The following is a 16729-nucleotide window of genomic DNA, read 5'->3' as shown; positions in this document are numbered from 1 at the left end:
AGAACTCCTAGCCCCGGTAGTTGGTGAACTGCAGGTCCAATCCCTGATCGTCCTTCTTGAAGAGGGCGATGACTTCCTGCAGATCATCCCGGCTCTTCCCGCTCACCCGGAGCTGGTCGCCCTGGATGCTGGCCTGGACCTTGATCTTCGAATCCTTCAGCGCCTTGATGAGCCCCTTGGCCTTCTCCACGGGAATGCCCTGCTGGATGGTGACCTCCTGGCGGACGCTGCCCTTCGCGGCGGGCTCGATCTTGCCGTAGGTCATGCTGCGGATGCTCACGCCCCGCTTGTGGAGCTTGGTCTGGAGGACGTCGATGACGGCCTTGAGCTTCACCTCGTCATCGCTGCTGAGCACCAGCACCTTGTCATCCTTCAGCTCGATCTTCGACACTGAGCCCTTGAAGTCGTAGCGCTGGCCGATCTCCTTCATGGCCTGGGACACGGCGTTCTTCACCTCGTCCAGGTCCACCTTGCACACCACATCAAAAGAGCATTCGCTGGCCATGGGCACTCCTCACAGGGATACACCTTTCAGACTAGCGCCTCGGCCGAACCCAGGAAAAGGCGGAGACAGGATTAACAGGATGAAAAGCCGGATTAACAGGATGAGTGCGGTGTTTACTTCGTTTGAATCCCGTTGATCCTTCCAATCCCGTTAATCCTGTCCGCGCTTTTCGGCCGGGGCCTCCAGCACCCCGAGCAGCGCGGGCCAGCCTTCCCAGAGGGTCAGGAGCTGGAAGGCCGCCAGTACCAGGGCATGGTGGATCTCCCCATGGGCCATGCGGGCGCGCCACTCCGGCCAGGCGCAGGCCCAGACCTGCAGTTCCTCGGCCGGATCCAGCGCCAGGGCTCCCTCTGGGTCGCAGTCCAGGGCCAGGAAGGTGTGGCAGCGATTGTTCTGGGTGGCCGGGTTCGGAGTGCACGAGCCCAGGGATACCCAGTGGTCGGATCGGAATCCCGTCTCTTCCCGCAGCTCCCGACGGGCCGCCGCCTCCGGGGCCTCTCCCGCATCGCAGCCCCCGCCGGGGATCTCCAACGTCGGGGCATCGATGCCATGCCGGAACTGCTCCACCACCAGCAGGTCGCCCTCCCGCGTGAAGGCCACCACATTCACCCAATCCGGGCCCTGCAGGCGGTAGAAGGCGTGCTGCCGCCCGGTGTGGGGACTGCGCCGCTGAGCCACGATCTGCCGGAAGAGCCGGGAATCCTGACGCACGCTCTCGGACTCCTGCGTCCAGGCCGCGTTCGGATCGAATCCCTCCGGGTGACGGTGCAGCAGCCGCATCAGTACCTCGGCACGGAAGGATCCATGAGGCTGTAGGCGTCGATGCCTCCTGCCAGGTGCGCGATGTCCGTGAAGCCCGCTCCATGCAGGAACCGGAGCGCGTGGAGGCTGCGGGCGCCGTGGTGGCAGTAGGCGGCCACGGGGCGGGACGGATCCAGCTCGCCCACGCGGCTCGCCAGTTCGCCAAGCGGGATGAGGATGGCGCCCGGAACGTGGGCCAGGTCGTATTCCCACCGCTCGCGCACATCCAGGCGCTGCACGGCCTCGGGGAGGTCCCGGTAGGTCTCGGGGGAAAGGTGGATGCCGTGCTCAAACACGATGATGGTCTCCCTGGTCCAGCACGCGGCTGAAGATGTGGTGGGTGATGACGTCCAGCGCCGTGCGGTTCTCCACCCCCGTCGGGACGATGAGGTCCGCCCAGCGCTTGCTCGGTTCCACGAACTCCAGGTGCATGGGGCGCACGCTCTGTTCGTACTGGTCCATGACGCTCTCGAGGCTGCGGCCCCGCTCCTTCGTGTCCCGCCGGATGCGGCGGAGGATGCGGATGTCGGCGTCCGTGTCCACGAACACCTTCATGTCGAGCTGGTCGCGCAGTTCCGGCAGGGCGAAGAGCAGCAGGCCTTCCAGGATGACCACCTGCCCCGGCGGAAGCGGGTCGCCCCAGCCGGTCCGGTCGGAGATGGTGAAGTCGTAGGTCGGCTTGCGGATGCTCTCCCCGCGGCGCAAGGCGGCCAGGTGCGCGGCCATGAGCTCCAGGTCGAAGGCATGGGGGTGGTCCCAATTCACGGGCAGGCCGTCGAAGCGGGATTTCACCAGTTCCAGCGGAGCGTAGTAGGCGTCCATGTCCAGCAGGAGGGTAACTACTGACCGGCGCTTCAACCGCTTCACCAGCTCCGCCGCCACGGACGTCTTCCCGCTGCCCGAGCCTCCCACGATGCCCACCAGCATCGGCCTGTCGATCATGTGCCCCCCATATCCTTCCATCCTACCGTCCCGTGCCTCTGCTAAGGTTCATGCCATGAACCGCGCGCGTTTCGCCCCTGCCCTGGCTCTTCTCGCCCTGCTTGCCGGATGCAGCTCCGAGGACCCCAGGCTCCCCGGAAACCTCTACGAAGAAGCCCGGAAGCTGAACCTGGAAGGCCGGAGTCTCGAAGCCCGGGCCATGATGAAGCAGCTGGTGGATCGCTACCCGGATTCGGATGCCGCCCACCAGGCCACCAAGGATCTCTTCCTCATCGAGGCCTTCGTGAGCCGCGACCTGGCCGACCGCCAGAAGCAGGTCCGCGCCGCCCTCAAGCGCATCACGGATGCCCTGATCCGCTACAAGGCCAAGACTGGGGAGTATCCCGAGACCCTGCAGGGCCTCGTGCCCGAATACCTCGACCAGGTTCCCGAAGCCCCCTGGGGCCATCCGTTCCTCTACCGGCCCTATGTCGCCCGACCCATCGAGGACGTCCAGGTGAAGCGGGGCCCTGCGCGGCAGAAGTTCAACACCAAGCTGGACGGCTACTACCTGGCCTGCCTCGGCACCGATGGCCTGCCTGGCGGCGAGGGGCTTGCGGGCGACATCCTCATCAAGGACGGCGCCCCCTGGACCGACGGCCCCTACCCGCCCATCCCCCAGCCCCAGCCGGTGCGCTGAGGTTCCAACCAATGTCTTGGCCAACTGCGCACTGCGTGCGCAGCAAGCAAAATGCGGCCGAATGGCCGCATTTTGCGAGTGCCTCGGGGCAAGGAGCTACTTCACACCCCAATCCAGGATCACCTTGCCGCTCTGCCCGCTCCGCATGGCGTCGAAACCCTTCTGGAAGTCATCAATGCTGAAGCGGTGCGTGATGACGGGGGTGATGTCCAGGCCGCTCTGCACCATGGCGGCCATCTTGTACCAGGTCTCGAACATCTCGCGGCCGTAGATCCCCTTCAGAATCAGCCCCTTGAAGATCACCTGGCTCCAGTCGATGGCGCAGTCGCCGGGGAGGATGCCCAGGAGGGCCGCCCGGCCGCCGTGATGCATGGCTTCCAGCAGGGACTCGAAGGCGTTGCGATTGCCGCTCATCTCCAGGCCCACATCGAAACCCTCGGTCATTCCCAGATCCTTCATGACCTCGGGCAGGCCCTTCTTCATGGGGTTCACGGCCACGGTGGCGCCCATCTTCCGGGCCAGGTCGAGGCGGTACTCGTTCACGTCGGTGATGACCACGTGCCGGGCGCCCACGTGCCGGGCGATGGCCACGGCCATGATGCCGATGGGGCCGGCGCCGGTGATCAGCACATCCTCGCCCACCATGTCGAAGCTGAGAGCCGTGTGCGTGGCGTTGCCGTAGGGATCGAAGATGGAGGCCACCTCGTCCGGCACGTTGTCCGGCACCTTGAACACGTTGAAGGCCGGAATGGAGAGGTACTCGGCGAAGGAGCCCGTACGGTTCACGCCCACGCCCACCGTGTTCCGGCACAGATGGCGCTTGCCGGCGCGGCAGTTCCGGCAGTGCCCGCAGGTGATGTGGCCCTCGCCGCTCACGCGGTCGCCCGGCTTGTAGCCCTCGACCTCGGCGCCCACCTTCTCGATGACGCCGTAGTACTCGTGGCCCACCACCATGGGCACGGGAATGGTCTTCTGGGCCCAGTCGTCCCAGTTGTAGATGTGCACGTCGGTGCCGCAGATGGCGCTCTTGTGGACCCTGATGAGCACATCGTTGGGGCCCATCTCCGGCATGGGCACCTCGCCCATCCAGATGCCTTCCTCCCGCTTGGTCTTCAACAGGGCTTTCATTTAGAGCTCCTAACAGAACCCCACGTCGCCGCGCGGAGTGTGCCGGGCGAGCGAGGCGAGGAACGCGAGTCAAAGCGTAGCAGGTACTACGCGCGACGAGCGTGACGCGGCATCGCGACGCCCGCCACACCCCGCCCGGAGGGATGGAACCAGCCGGGCGCTCCGCGGCGTCAGGTCCCTTGAACAACGAACCACGTTGCCCTGCGGGCCCTTCCTTGCGGTGCATCCCGGCTGGCTCCATCGCGGCATCGTCGGGTTTTGCTAGGAGCTCTCAAGCCTCCAACCGCACCATTATCATCATCAACGGCAAGGCCGGCCACCTCCGCATCCGTGCTTGACGGTTCGTGAAGCCTCCCGATATGGTTCTTTCAGGCGGCCCATGACCTTCCCCTCTCTGCGGACCAACCGCAACTTCAATAATCCGCTCCCTCGCGCGAATCGCGCGTGGGCCGGAGAGGGTCTCACCTAGACACCTGAATTCCCGGACCACCCCCGATTCGCGACAGCGGATCGGGGGTTTTTCTTTATCCCCCCTTGGAGCTCCCATGTGCGGCATCCTCACCATCCTCGACATCGATCCCTCGCGCTCGAACGCGGCGGAGCTGCGACGGCAGGCCCTGGCCATGGCCCGGAAGATCCGCCACCGCGGCCCGGACTGGAGCGGCATCTACAGCGATGATCGGGCCATCCTCGTCCACGAGCGCCTCTCCATCGTGGACGTGGAGCACGGCGCCCAGCCCCTCGTCGACACCCTCCAGGGCACCGTGCTGGCCGTCAACGGCGAGATCTACAACCACAAGGAGCTGAGGCGGGGCCTGCGGGAGACCCACGACTTCCAGACCCTCTCGGACTGCGAGGTGATCCTCTACCTGTACGACGAGCTGTCGCCCAGGGACTTCCTCAACCGCATGAACGGGATCTTCGCGTTCGTGCTCTACGACCCCAAGCGGGAGACCTACCTCCTCGCCCGGGATCCCATCGGGGTCATCCCTCTCTACCTGGGCTGGGACCGGGAGGAGCGACTCTACGTGGCCTCGGAGATGAAGGCCCTCGTGGGCCACTGCGAGCGGATCCGCGAGGTTCCCCCGGGCCACTACTACCTGGCCCATGAGGCGGACAAGGGCTTCCAGCGCTACTACGAGCCCGACTGGGCCCAGCCCGGCTATGTCCCCCAGGAGCCCTACGAGCCGGCGAAACTCCGCGGGGCCCTGGAGGCCGCGGTGCGGCGGCAGCTCATGTGCGACGTGCCCTACGGCGTCCTGATCTCCGGGGGCGTGGATTCCTCATTGGTGGCGGCCATCGCCGCCCAGTACCGGGACGGCCGCGTGGAGGAAGGCGGCACCACGCCCGCCTGGTGGCCCCGGATCCACAGCTTCGCCGTGGGCCTGAAGGGCGCGCCAGACCTGGCTCCCGCCCGCCTGGTGGCGGATCACATCGGCGCCATCCACCACGAGATCCACTTCACGGTCCAGGAGGGGCTGGATGCCCTCTCGGACGTCATCCACCACCTGGAGACCTTCGACATCACCACGATCCGGGCCTCGACGCCCATGTACCTCATGATGCGGAAGATCCGGGCCATGGGCATCAAGATGGTGCTCTCCGGGGAAGGCGCCGACGAGATCTTCGGCGGCTACCTCTACTTCCACAAGGCGCCGGATGGTCCGGAGCTGCATGCGGAGACCGTCCGCAAGCTCCAGAAGCTGCACCTCTACGACTGCGCCCGGGCGAACAAGTCCAGCGCGGCCTGGGGCGTCGAGGCCCGCGTGCCGTTCCTCGACCGGGAGTTCCTGGACGTGGCCATGCGGCTGGATCCCGCCGTGAAGCTGCCCCGGAACGCGCCCCGTCCCAGGCCCATCGAGAAGTACCCGCTGCGCCAGGCCTTCGACGGCCTCATCCCGGACGAGGTGCTCTGGCGGCAGAAGGAGCAGTTCTCGGATGGCGTGGGCTACGGGTGGATCGACAGCCTCAAGGCCACGGCGGAGCGCGAGATCAGCGACGCCATGATGCGCGGCGCCGCGGAGCGCTTCCCGGTCAAGACCCCGGAGACCAAGGAGGCCTACTTCTACCGCCAGATCTTCGAGCACCACTTCCCCAGCGCCACGGCCGTGAACTGCGTGCCCTTCGAGCGCAGCGTGGCCTGCAGCACGGAAACCGCCCTGCGGTGGGACGCTTCCTTCGCGAACCAGGCCGACCCTTCCGGGCGGGCCGTGACCGATGTCCACCTTCAAGGCCATGTCTCCGCGCTATCATCACCGGGCCAGCCGAACCCGGAAGCCCATTGATGAGCGCGACTCCCGACCAGCGACAATACCCCCGCGTTCCCATCGCGTATCGCGTGAAGGTGGTGACCCCCGAACGCATCATCGCGTTTCCGTCGGCCATCAACATCAGCATGGGCGGCATCCTGATCGGCGGCCCGGATCGGCTTCCCGTGGGCACGGCCTGCGGCGTGGCCATCCTGCTCGAGGAGGCGGAGGCCGGCAGGCGGGTGGTGACACGGGGTACCGTGGTCCGCTCTGATCCCAATGGGATGGCCATCCAGTTCTCGCGGGAGCTCGAGCCGAATGGCGTCGACGCGCTGAGGGCCCTGATCCGGTCCGTCTCCCCCGAGGCCGACCAGGCCTTCGAGGCCCGGAACCATCTCGGCGGATAGTCGTTCCTTCACGAGCCGCCGCCTGTCCGAACCGATCGCCCGGAGCCCGCATGTCGACACCCGAAGCCGCGCTGGCGCGCCTGCTGGAGTACATCAAGCCAGGATCCGCCGCCAGGGGCGGCGATGGCGAGACCTGGGAGCCGCCCGCCTTCGAGCACTACGAAGACATCCGGGAGTGGCTGAAAGAGTCCGTCCTGAGCGCCACGATGTACGAACGCTACCCGGACGGGCGCTGGACTATCCAGCTCCTGCTGAAGGAGCAGGAGCTGGGGATCTATCGCTACATCGTGCTGTAGGTCAGGCAATCACCTTCAGCTCGCGCCCCACCTTGGTGAAGGCGGCGATGGCGTGGTCCAGATCGGCCTTCGTGTGGGCAGCGCTCATCTGGGTGCGGATACGGGCTTGGCCCTTGGGCACCACGGGGAAGAAGAAGCCGATGACGTAGACGCCCTCGTCCAGCAGGCGCTTGGCGAACTCCTGGGCCAGGGGGGCATCGTAGAGCATGACGGGCACGATGGGATGCTCACCCGGCAGCAGCTTGAAGCCGGCCTTCTCCATGCCGGCGCGGAAGTAGCGGGCATTCTCGTGGACCTGCTTGATGAGACCCTGGCTGTTCTTCAGGAGGTCGAGCACCTTCAGCGTGGCGGCCACGATGGCAGGGGCCACGGAGTTGGAGAACAGGTAGGGACGGGCCTTCTGCCGCAGCCAATCGATGGCGATCTGCTTCCCGGCGATGTACCCGCCGGAAGCACCGCCCAGGGCCTTGCCGAAGGTGCCGGTCATGAAGTCCACGCGGCCCATGACACCGCAGTGCTCGTGGGTGCCACGCCCATTGGCGCCCATGAAGCCCACGGCGTGGCTGTCGTCCACCATGACCATGGCGCCGTGCTTCTCCGCCAGATCGCAGATCTCCGCGAGCTTGGCGATGTAGCCGTCCATGCTGAAGACGCCATCGGTCACCACCAGCTTGAACCGCGCCCCGGCGGCGTCCGCGGCTTTGAGCTGGGCCTCCAGGTCGGCCATGTCGGAGTTGGCGTAGCGGAAGCGCTGGGCCTTGCAGAGCCGGATGCCGTCAATGATGGAGGCGTGGTTCAACGCGTCGCTGATGATCGCGTCCTCCTCGCCCAGCAGCCCCTCGAAGATGGCGCCGTTGGCGTCGAAGCAGGAGGAATAGAGCTGGGTGTCCTCGAAGCCCAGGAAGGCCGCCAGCTTCTGCTCCAGCTCCCGGTGGATGTCCTGGGTGCCGCAGATGAAGCGCACCGAGGCCATGCCGAAGCCGTGGCCGTCCATCACGGCCTTCCCGGCCGCAATCACTTCGGGATGGTTCGCCAGGCCGAGGTAGTTGTTGGCGCAGAGGCAGACCACATCCTTGCCGTTCGCCTTCATTTGGGGCTGCTGGGGCGAGGTGATGACGCGCTCGGTCTTGTAGAGCCCGGCCTCCTTCAGCTGCTCAATCTCACGGGTCAGATGGGCCAGGTAGGCAGGGTTCACGGCGGTCTCCTCAGCATTCAGAGCCCCATAGGATACTGCGAGGTTGCGTGACGGGCGCCCGGTTGTGTCACCATCCTTGCGAACTGGAAAGGATCCCTCCATGCGCCCTGCCCTGCTCCTGCCCGTCCTCCTCCTGACGCTGGCCTGCAGCTCCAAGCTGGAACGGGCGAAGGCCGAAGACCTGATCCGCAAGGACTACCCCGTGGTGGTGCCTGTCACCGTGCCCGAAAAGGCTTCCGCCGAGAAGGGTAGCCCCGAGCACCTACGCCTGGCGACGCTGAAGGAGAATCTGGACAAGAGCGGCTGGTTCGACAGCGCCGTCCAGGCCGAGGGTGGCCGTGAGACCTTCACCTTCCGCCTGAAACCGTCCGCTCCGAAGGACATCAAGGCGGCGCCCAAGGGCTTTTCCATGCCCGCGGCCGAGGCGGTCTTCGTGCGCGCGCTTCGCATGGAGCCCACCCGCGAAGGCGCCCGCGTGACCTACGAGATCCGACTGGACAAGCCCACCGCTCAGTTCCCGATCTTCCAGTCCCTGCACCCCGACGCCCCGATCGGCCAGGCGAAGCAGCGCCACGCCACCTTCGAGCGGCGCCGGGGAGGCTGGGAGCTGACGGGCACGGACGAGGCCTTCCGAAAGGCAGAGTGATCCCCGTTACATCCTCGTTGCTTGGGTCCTGGGGAGCCCTCCACTACCCTTGAAGGCATCGAGGTTCCCTTGGATCACAGTCCCGCCTTCCGCTTCCGCCGGTTCCTGAACTGGTTCCCCCTGGGACTGACCTACGCGGCCATGTACATGGGCCGCTACAACTTCAACATCGTGAAGAACGACATCGGCGCCTGGTACCACCTGGACAAGGCGCAGATGGGCCTCATCGCCTCGGCCGGCTTCTGGACCTACGGCCTGGCCGTGGCCTTCAATGGCCCGCTGGCCGACCGCATCGGCGGACGCAAGGCCATCCTGGTCGGCGCCATCGGCGCGGCACTCCTGAATCTGATGATCGGGTTCATGTTCCTGAACAACCATGTCACGCAGATCCTGCTGAGCATGAGCCTGCTCTGGAGCCTGAACATGTACTTCCAGAGCTTCGGTGCCCTCTCCGTGGTCAAGGTGAACAGCACCTGGTTCCACGTGAGCGAGCGCGGGGTCTTCGGCGGCATCTTCGGCATCATGATCAGCTCGGGCTACTTCCTGGCCACGACCATCGGCGCCTGGCTGCTGGCCAGCTTCCGCAGCTGGACGGTCATCTGGTTCGTGCCCGCCGCCGCGATGGCCTTCATGTTCTGCGTGGACTGGTTCCTCGTCAGGAACCGCCCCAGCCATGCCGGCCACGCGGACTTCGACACCGGCGACGGCTCCAATGCCGCCTCCGCCGACGAGACGCCCCTACCCCTCGGGGACCTCATGCGGAAGGTCTTCCACAACCCCATCGTCGTCTCCCTCATCTTCGCGGAGTTCTGCACGGGCTTCGTGCGCCAGGGCGTGATGCTCTACTTCACGGAATACCTGCAGGAGGTCTACCACCTCGGGAAAAAGGATCACCTCTTCTGGTGGACGGGCATCGCCTTCATGGGTGGCGGCATCCTGGGCGGCCTGCTCTGCGGCTGGATGAGCGACAAGCTGTTCCAGTCGCGCCGCCCGCCGGTGGCCTTCCTCTTCTACCTAGTGCAAGTGGTGATGCTGGGGCTGCTGGGCATGGCCCTGGGTCAGGGCACCTGGGGTGGCCAGGTCTGGGCGGTGGTGCTGCTGGGCCTCACGGCCATGTTCATCTTCGGCGTCCACGGCATGCTCAGCGGCACGGCCAGCATGGACTTCGGCGGGCGCAAGGCCGCCGCCTCGGTGGCCGGCGCCCTGGACGGCATCCAGTACATCGGCTCGGGCCTCACGGGCTTCGGCCTCGGCTGGATCCTCAAGACCTACGGCTGGGACGGCGTCGCCGCCGCCGGCCACCAGCCCGGCCACGCCTGGGTGTGGGTCGGCTCCATCATCCCCTTCAGTCTCATCGGCGCCTTCATCATGACCCGCATCTGGCACGCCAAGGCGGGAGTCGGAGCGCACTGAAAGAGAAGCTGGTCCACAGATTCCACAGATTCAAGGACAAAGGAAATCTGTGTGAATCTGTGAAATCTGTGGATGAAGGCTTTTACTTCGCCAGTTGGTCGAAGGCGGCCTTGAGGCCACTGTGGATGGCCTGGACGTCGGCGGGCTTCCAGAGCTTCTGGTCCTCGCGGACGAAGGTGGTCAGGTCGCTCCGATTGTCGAAGCGGGCCACGGGCAGGTGGTAGACCTTGGTCTCGTGGCGATCACCGGCCGGGATGATGCGCTCCACACGGATGGTGCCGGGGCGGTCGCTCTGCTCCATGAGCCAGGCCATGTCGTCCGTGCCGTACTGGCCCAGCATGACCTCCATGGGAACGCTGTGGTGCAGGATGCTGCCCTGGCCGTTCGGCCGGCCACGCTCGATGTTCTTGCGGCGGCTCTCGGCAGGATCCACCCAGACGTAGAGCACGGCGGCCTTCTCGAGAATGGCGGGATCCAGGGTCTGGAAGGCGGTCTCGTAGCCGTGGGGCGGGCACAGGGGGAAGGCCGAGCCATGGGCTCCGCCCCGGGCGGCCTCGATCACCAGGGTGCGGCCGGCCTTGTCCTGGGCGTTCTGGCGATTGAGGACGTCCAGCTCGGCGCGGCACTCGGCCTCCAGCGTCTCGGCCATGCGCACCCGGATGCGGTGAGGGAGGTCGCCCAGGTACTCGGGCAGGCCCACCTTGGCGTGGGCGGCGTCCAGCCGGTTGAAGAGGTGCTGGGCCGCGCTGGCCGCTTCGATCTGGAGGCTGGCCATGAGGTTCGCGTGGTCCTCGTTCAGCAGCTCGATGAGGACGGCCCAGGTCCAGTTGTCCCGGAAGGGGCGGTTGGGCCCGTGGTAGTAGGCGTAGCCCAGGCCATTCGCCTTCAGCTCGTCGTCGATCCGGTGCATCAGGTGGACGTAAGGGTAGTCGTCCAGTTGCAGGGTGGGGCCCATGTGGAAGTCGTCCTGGCACTGGTCCGGCGTCAGGCTGGCCAGGTAGCGGCGCACCTCCGACTTGCCTGAGGCTGGCAGGCTGAAGAGGAGGATCGTGTCGAGAAGCTGGCTCATGGGATTCACCGTACGAATCCTCAAATATGCCACGCCTCTACGCGCGGTGCCCGTGATATGCCTGGAGCATGCGTGATCGCGAGATCGTCGAGCGCGTCCGGGACGCGACGGACCTGCTGGCCCTGGTGGGCCAGGCGGTGAAGCTGCGCAAGCAGGGCTCCGCCTTCGTGGGCCTCTGCCCCTTCCACGCCGAGCGCAGCCCCAGCTTCCAGGTGGTGCCGAACCGGGGCTTCTACCACTGCTTCGGCTGCGGCAAGCATGGCGATGCCTTCGCGTGGCTCATGGAACGCGAGGGCATGACCTTCCCCGAGGCCCTGGAGCAGCTGGCCCGGGCGGCCGGCATCGACCTGCCCCAGCGCCGGGAGCGCCCCGCGGCCGAGGTGGACCTGGAAACCCGGCTTCGGGCCGCCCTGGAAGCCGCCCAGGCCTTCTATGAGCGGCAGCTGGAGCGCCATGAGGCGGCCCGGGCCTACCTGCGCCAGCGGGGCTACGAAGGCCCCTTCGTGGCGGAGGCCGGCTTCGGGATGGCGCCGGACGGTTGGGATCCCCTGGTGACCCACCTGCGCGGCCTGAACTTCTCCGGCGAGCTGCTGGAGCAGGCGGGCCTGGCCAGCCGCAGCGAGCGAGGCACCCAGATCGACTTCCTCCGCAACCGCCTGACCATTCCCATCCACGATGCCCGCGGCCGCCTGGTGGCCTTCGGGGGGCGGATCATGGGCGAGGGCCAGCCCAAGTATCTCAACACCCGGGACACGGTCCTGTTCCACAAGGGCGAGACTCTCTTCGGTTTTCACCGGGCGAAGGGCGCCATGAAGGACGGGGCCCTGGTGGTGGAGGGCTACTTCGACGTGCTGCAGCTCCACCAGCACGGCATCCACCAGGCTGTGGCGCCCCTGGGCACGGCCCTCACCGAGGAGCACCTCAAGGCCCTGGGCCGCTTCACCCGGCGGGTCATCCTCTGCTTCGACGGCGACGCCGCCGGCCGCCGGGCCATGGAGAAGAGCCTCCGCCTGGCCCTGCCCCTGGGCTTCGAGGTGCGCCTCCTGGAGCTGCCCCAAGGCGAGGATCCGGATACATGGTGCCTCAAGCTGGGCGGCGAGGCCTTCCAGGACCTGCTGCGGACCGCGCCGGACTGGACGGCCTTCATGATCGACCGGGCCATGGAGGGCAAGGACCTGCGCCGGATCTCGGACCGCATGGGGGCCTTCAAGGACCTGCTGGACTTCCTGCCCTACCTGCCACGCACCACCGAAAGCCGCGACCTCTTCGCCAGCCTGGCCCACCAGCTCCAGGTGCCCCTGCAGGAGCTGGACCGGGCGGTGCGTGGCCGGCAGGCTCCGGCGGGGGAAGCGGAGCAGGCCCCCGCTGGCGCCGGACCCGCGCCCGTGATGGACGACCTGATTCGCAGCCTGCTGCTCCTGAGCACCGCCGGCCACTTCCGCCGGGTGCAGGAGTTGCCGCCCGCCTGGTGGGAGGGGCTGGACGGGGCCCCCCTGCTTCAGGCCCTGCTGGATGTCGATGGAGACCCGGCCCGCCTTCCCGAGGGGGCGCTGGCGGCGATCCGGCGGCTGGAGGCCCTGGCCAGCCGCCAGGATGAGGCGGGCCGGGACGCCGAGGCGCTCGTTGTGAAGCTCGAGGCGCGCTACGTCGACCGGGAGCTCCAGGCCAACAACCGGCTGCTGCAGGATCCGCGCACCCTCGTGGATGCCGCCCTGACGAACCGGATCATGGCCCGCCAGAACGAGCTGCTGGCCCGCCAGAAGGATCTCTCGCGCCGTCGGCGAGGGCCGGCGGGGGGACAGGCCTGAAGATCCGGGCCTTGCCTGGAAGTACAGATCTCCTATACTGAAAAGTTCCGGACTCGGCCCGGTACATTGGCCGTGTTCTGTTTTCCCCTCGGCCCCGGGTTCCCCCGCCCCACTGGCCCGATGCATGCAGCGCTCTTTGAGGTCCGAATGGTTCCGACGCCGCCACGCGATGCCTACTACGCCCTGACCAAAGCCCTGATCTCCATCGGAAGGAAAAACGGATTCCTGCTGGTAGACCAGCTCAATGACTTCCTCCCCGATACCGCTTCCAGCCCCACGGACCTGGAACAGGTCATGGGTCTGTTCGCCCGTCTGGGCGTCGGCATCGGCGCCACGGAAGAGGAGGCCCAGGCCGCCCGCGAGGCCATCGAGCCCGAATTCGTCATGGTCGAGGGCGGCAAGGGTGACAAGGATCTCGAGATCGAGATCGACAGCCCCGACAGCGACAAGTTCAACGACCCGGTCCGCATGTACCTCAAGGAGATGGGCACGGTGCCCCTCCTCAAGCGCGAGGACGAGGTCGAGATCGCCAAGCGCATCGAAGTGGGCGTCCGCAGCGTCATGCGCGCCCTCTCCCGCAGCCGCCTGGCCGCCAGCCTGCTGATCGACATCGGCAAGATGCTGAAGGAGAACCCCGGCAAGATCCGCGAAGTGGTGGGCCTCTCCGACGAGGTGGATGACGACGAGGATGCCGAGAGCACCTCCGCCACCCAGCACGTGCACCACCAGTTCGAGAAGCTGCTGGTCTACGACCAGGCCCTCCAGGACCTGCTGGAAGTGAAGCTCCAGGTGGACGCCGGGACCAAGACCCTGCCCAAGAAGCGCAAGCTGGACCGGGAGATCCTCCAGGCCCGCGGCCGCCTGTCCCGCCAGATCCGCAAGCTGGGGCTCAACAGCCTGGCCGTCACGCGGCTCATCGACAAGATCACCCACCAGCACAGCCAGGTGATGGCCGGCGAGCGGAAGTGCCGCGAGCTGCGGGACCGCCTCAAGAACCCCGCCTTCGCCAAGCTCAAGGACCGCTACAAGGATGAGCTGGCCCACATCGAGAAGACGCTGGAGGACTTCTTCGCCAAGTACGAGACCACCAGCGACAACTTCCACAAGGACTTCAACGGGCTCAAGGCCGCCGAGAGCATCAGCCGCGCCGCCAAGGCCGAGCTCATCGAAGCCAACCTGCGCCTCGTGGTCAGCATCGCGAAGCGGTACACCAACCGCGGCCTGCAGTTCCTGGACCTCATCCAAGAAGGCAACATCGGCCTCATGAAGGCCGTGGACAAGTTCGAGTACAGCCGCGGCTTCAAGTTCTCGACCTACGCCACCTGGTGGATCCGGCAGGCCATCACCCGCGCCATCGCGGACCAGGCCCGCACCATCCGCATCCCCGTCCACATGATCGAGACCATCAACAAGCTGATCCGCACCCAGCGCGAGCTGGTGCAGAAGCTGGGCCGCGAACCCTCCAGCGAGGAGATCGCCCACGCCATGGACATGCCCGTGGGCAAGGTCCGGAAGGTCATGAAGATCGCGCAGGAGCCTATCTCTCTCGAGACCCCCATCGGCGAGGAGGAGGATTCCCACCTGGGCGACTTCATCGAGGACAAGACCGTGGTCTCCCCGGTGGAGCAGGTGGTCCAGCAGCGCCTCAAGGAGACCGTCCGCAACGTGCTGAACACCCTCAGCGAGCGCGAGGAGCGCGTGCTGCGCATGCGCTTCGGCGTGGGCGACGATGGCTCGGAGCACACGCTGGAGGAGGTCGGCAGCGAGTTCGCCGTGACCCGCGAGCGCATCCGCCAGATCGAGTCCAAGGCCCTGCGGAAAATTCGCCATCCGCGCTATTCCAAGACGCTCAAGGCGTTCCTGGGCTGATCCTGCCCGTGTCATCCAAGGGCCCTCCGGGGCCCTTTCCTTTCCACCCGCCCATCTCCCGGACCCCCGTGACCGACGCCAAGAGCCCCTTCGCCCCGCTCCGAAGCCGCATTTTCTTCGCGATCTGGATCGCGGCCATGGCCTCGAACGTGGGCACCTGGGTGCAGAGCGTCGGCGAGAAGTGGCTCATGGGCGAGATCACGCGGTCTCCGCTGCTCATGAGTCTCATCGAAACGGGCGCCACCCTGCCCATGCTGGTGCTCTCCATGCCGGGCGGCGCCATCGCCGACATCGTGGACCGGCGCCGGATGCTCCTGGCCACCCAGGCCTGGATGCTGCTGGCCGCGGCTGCCATGGCGGTCCTTTCAGCCCTCCACCTGGTCACGCCCGGTGTGCTCATCAGCATGTCGCTGCTGCTCGGGGTGGGAGCGGCCCTCAACTCGCCCGCCTGGCAGGCCTCGGTGCCCGACCTGGTGCCCAAGGACCAGATCGCCGCGGGCGTGGTGCTCAACAGCGCGGGCTTCAACGTGAGCCGGGCCGTGGGTCCGGCCTTGGGGGGTCTCGTGGTGGGTGCGCTGGGCCCCACCTGGGCCTTCACGCTCAACGCCGTCTCCTTCGTGGGTGTCCTGGTGGTGCTCCAGCGCTGGAAGCGCCAGCCCGTCACCACGGACCTGCCGGCGGAGCGGTTCAGCGCCGCCATGAAGGTCGGACTCCGCTACGCCTGGCACAGCAAGCCTCTGCAGGTGATCCTCATGCGCGGCGGCGGCTTCGTGTTTTTCGGCGGCCCCATCTTCTCCCTGCTGCCCACCCTGGCCATCCACAAGCTTCACCTGGGCTCCACGGCCTTCGGCCTCCTGCTGGGCTGCATCGGCGCGGGAGCGGTGGGCGCCACCCTCTTCCTGCCCTCGCTCCGGCGCCGGTTCTCGCCCAACGCCATCATGGCCATGGCCACGATCACCTTCGCCGGCGGGCTGCTGGTACTGGCCTTCGTGGCGCACACGCTCTCCGTCGGCCTGGCCCTGCTGGTCTGCGGTGCGGGTTGGCTCACGGTCCTGAGCACCTGCAACACCGGCGTCCAGCTGTCGGTGCCTTCCTGGGTCCGCGCCCGGGCCCTGGGGGTCTATATCACCGTCTGGGGTGGCAGCATGGCTGCCGGGGCCGCCTTCTGGGGCGTGGTGGGCGAGCGCTGGGGCATCCATGCGGCCTACGCCGGGGCGGGGCTCGGGATGTTGCTGCTGCTGGCCGTCACAGGGCGCGTGAGGATCCAAGCGCTCCACCAGCCCCTGGACCTGAGCCCCCACCACCTCCAGCCCCACTCTCCCGGCCCCGTGAATCCGGGCGAGGGCCCGATCCTCACGGTGCTGGAGTACCGGGTGGCCGAGGATCGCAAGGCCGCGTTCCAGGAGGCCATGCGAGAGGTCCGGCGCATCCGCATCCGGGATGGCGCCGTGCGGTGGTCCCTCTTCCAGGACCTGGTGCCGCCCGATCCAGGTCAATTCCGGTTCGTGGAGAGCTTCCTCAGCTCCAGCTGGGGGGAACACCTGCGCCAGCACCACCGGGCCACCGTGGAGGACCGGGCCTTCTTACGGAAGGCCTACGAGCTGTGCCTGGAGCCCCGGCCGCGGATACGCCACTTGGCGGCCGCCTGGGAAGATCGGACCTCCCTCCTGGACCTGATCCTGGAATAGGATTCGCCGCCCGTTTCGGTCATGCTGGTTCCAT

At 66.9% G+C, this 16729-nt stretch carries 16 protein-coding genes; 9 read left to right on the top strand and 7 right to left on the bottom strand.

What is annotated here, in order from left to right; genetic code table 11:
• Window positions 1–7: 7 nt before the first annotated feature.
• From MLE64_RS02430 to udk, 4 genes are all read right to left on the bottom strand, one after another.
• The gene (locus MLE64_RS02430) at window positions 8–505 is read right to left on the bottom strand and encodes a YajQ family cyclic di-GMP-binding protein (RefSeq protein WP_243293633.1); all 498 of its coding nucleotides are present in this window, start codon (window positions 503–505) and stop codon (window positions 8–10) included.
• Between the two features lie 150 nt (window positions 506–655).
• A complete protein-coding gene (locus MLE64_RS02425; RefSeq protein WP_243315445.1) occupies window positions 656–1285 on the bottom strand; it encodes an NUDIX hydrolase in 630 nt (209 codons plus the stop codon).
• Window positions 1285–1602, bottom strand: coding sequence for a rhodanese-like domain-containing protein (locus MLE64_RS02420; protein WP_243315442.1), 318 nt, complete (start codon window positions 1600–1602; stop codon window positions 1285–1287). Before MLE64_RS02420 ends, MLE64_RS02425 begins: the two co-directional genes overlap by 1 nt.
• Window positions 1595–2248, bottom strand: coding sequence for a uridine kinase (udk, locus tag MLE64_RS02415; protein WP_243293630.1), 654 nt, complete (start codon window positions 2246–2248; stop codon window positions 1595–1597). Before udk ends, MLE64_RS02420 begins: the two co-directional genes overlap by 8 nt.
• 55 nt (window positions 2249–2303) lie before the next feature.
• Between udk and MLE64_RS02410 the strand changes: the two genes are divergently transcribed.
• Entirely contained in the window at window positions 2304–2927 is a 624-nt protein-coding gene (locus MLE64_RS02410; RefSeq protein WP_243315440.1) for a type II secretion system protein GspG, read from the top strand.
• Window positions 2928–3023: 96 nt separating this feature from the next.
• Here the strand turns inward: MLE64_RS02410 and tdh are convergent, their stop codons facing one another.
• Window positions 3024–4055 (bottom strand): L-threonine 3-dehydrogenase, encoded by a 1032-nt coding sequence (tdh, locus tag MLE64_RS02405; protein WP_243315431.1) that lies wholly within the window; start codon window positions 4053–4055, stop codon window positions 3024–3026.
• A gap of 545 nt (window positions 4056–4600) precedes the next feature.
• On the opposite strand from tdh, the gene asnB reads away from it, so the two are divergent.
• Genes asnB through MLE64_RS02390 form a run of 3 tightly spaced genes read left to right on the top strand, consistent with a single transcriptional unit; the run spans window position 4601 to window position 7007 of the window.
• Complete coding sequence (gene asnB / locus MLE64_RS02400) at window positions 4601–6340, top strand: asparagine synthase B (protein ID WP_243315429.1); 1740 nt, start codon at window positions 4601–4603, stop codon at window positions 6338–6340.
• On the top strand, window positions 6340–6711 hold the full coding sequence (locus MLE64_RS02395; protein WP_243315428.1) for a PilZ domain-containing protein: 372 nt from the start codon (window positions 6340–6342) through the stop codon (window positions 6709–6711). Before asnB ends, MLE64_RS02395 begins: the two co-directional genes overlap by 1 nt.
• A gap of 50 nt (window positions 6712–6761) precedes the next feature.
• Entirely contained in the window at window positions 6762–7007 is a 246-nt protein-coding gene (locus tag MLE64_RS02390) for a hypothetical protein (RefSeq protein WP_243315426.1), read from the top strand.
• A gap of 1 nt (window position 7008) precedes the next feature.
• Here MLE64_RS02390 and MLE64_RS02385 read toward each other — a convergent pair whose 3' ends face one another.
• Window positions 7009–8202: a glycine C-acetyltransferase gene (locus tag MLE64_RS02385; RefSeq protein WP_243315424.1), complete on the bottom strand. Its 1194-nt coding sequence runs from the start codon at window positions 8200–8202 to the stop codon at window positions 7009–7011.
• Window positions 8203–8302: 100 nt separating this feature from the next.
• On the opposite strand from MLE64_RS02385, the gene MLE64_RS02380 reads away from it, so the two are divergent.
• Both MLE64_RS02380 and MLE64_RS02375 read left to right on the top strand, forming a co-directional pair.
• Complete coding sequence (locus tag MLE64_RS02380; protein WP_243315422.1) at window positions 8303–8848, top strand: hypothetical protein; 546 nt, start codon at window positions 8303–8305, stop codon at window positions 8846–8848.
• Between the two features lie 69 nt (window positions 8849–8917).
• Window positions 8918–10261 (top strand): MFS transporter, encoded by a 1344-nt coding sequence (locus tag MLE64_RS02375; protein ID WP_243315420.1) that lies wholly within the window; start codon window positions 8918–8920, stop codon window positions 10259–10261.
• Between the two features lie 82 nt (window positions 10262–10343).
• Here the strand turns inward: MLE64_RS02375 and MLE64_RS02370 are convergent, their stop codons facing one another.
• Window positions 10344–11330, bottom strand: coding sequence for a hypothetical protein (locus MLE64_RS02370; protein WP_243315418.1), 987 nt, complete (start codon window positions 11328–11330; stop codon window positions 10344–10346).
• A 68-nt stretch (window positions 11331–11398) separates the two neighbouring features.
• Here MLE64_RS02370 and dnaG point away from each other — a divergent pair, with 68 nt between their 5' ends.
• From dnaG to MLE64_RS02350, 3 genes are all read left to right on the top strand, one after another.
• Window positions 11399–13138: a DNA primase gene (dnaG, locus tag MLE64_RS02365; RefSeq protein ID WP_243315415.1), complete on the top strand. Its 1740-nt coding sequence runs from the start codon at window positions 11399–11401 to the stop codon at window positions 13136–13138.
• Between the two features lie 147 nt (window positions 13139–13285).
• Window positions 13286–15007, top strand: coding sequence for an RNA polymerase sigma factor RpoD (gene rpoD, locus MLE64_RS15930; protein WP_338028441.1), 1722 nt, complete (start codon window positions 13286–13288; stop codon window positions 15005–15007).
• A gap of 68 nt (window positions 15008–15075) precedes the next feature.
• Window positions 15076–16695, top strand: coding sequence for an MFS transporter (locus tag MLE64_RS02350; protein ID WP_243315413.1), 1620 nt, complete (start codon window positions 15076–15078; stop codon window positions 16693–16695).
• Window positions 16696–16729: the final 34 nt, after the last annotated feature.

Origin of the sequence: Geothrix paludis (assembly GCF_022808815.1) — a bacterium.
Classification (GTDB): domain Bacteria; phylum Acidobacteriota; class Holophagae; order Holophagales; family Holophagaceae; genus Geothrix; species Geothrix paludis.
Note: the sequence above shows the minus strand (reverse complement) of the source record. Positions and strands in the feature narration are given on the sequence as shown.

Bases quoted from the DNA above. Each gene is read 5' to 3' on its own strand.
- MLE64_RS02430 (WP_243293633.1), bottom strand. From the start codon at position 505: ATGGCCAGCGAATGCTCTTTTGATGTGGTGTGCAAGGTGGACCTGGAC.
- MLE64_RS02425 (WP_243315445.1), bottom strand. From the start codon at position 1,285: ATGCGGCTGCTGCACCGTCACCCGGAGGGATTCGATCCGAACGCGGCC.
- udk (WP_243293630.1), bottom strand. From the start codon at position 2,248: ATGATCGACAGGCCGATGCTGGTGGGCATCGTGGGAGGCTCGGGCAGC.
- MLE64_RS02410 (WP_243315440.1), top strand. From the start codon at position 2,304: ATGAACCGCGCGCGTTTCGCCCCTGCCCTGGCTCTTCTCGCCCTGCTT.
- tdh (WP_243315431.1), bottom strand. From the start codon at position 4,055: ATGAAAGCCCTGTTGAAGACCAAGCGGGAGGAAGGCATCTGGATGGGC.
- asnB (WP_243315429.1), top strand. From the start codon at position 4,601: ATGTGCGGCATCCTCACCATCCTCGACATCGATCCCTCGCGCTCGAAC.
- MLE64_RS02395 (WP_243315428.1), top strand. From the start codon at position 6,340: ATGAGCGCGACTCCCGACCAGCGACAATACCCCCGCGTTCCCATCGCG.
- MLE64_RS02390 (WP_243315426.1), top strand. From the start codon at position 6,762: ATGTCGACACCCGAAGCCGCGCTGGCGCGCCTGCTGGAGTACATCAAG.
- MLE64_RS02380 (WP_243315422.1), top strand. From the start codon at position 8,303: ATGCGCCCTGCCCTGCTCCTGCCCGTCCTCCTCCTGACGCTGGCCTGC.
- MLE64_RS02370 (WP_243315418.1), bottom strand. From the start codon at position 11,330: ATGAGCCAGCTTCTCGACACGATCCTCCTCTTCAGCCTGCCAGCCTCA.
- dnaG (WP_243315415.1), top strand. From the start codon at position 11,399: ATGCGTGATCGCGAGATCGTCGAGCGCGTCCGGGACGCGACGGACCTG.
- rpoD (WP_338028441.1), top strand. From the start codon at position 13,286: ATGGTTCCGACGCCGCCACGCGATGCCTACTACGCCCTGACCAAAGCC.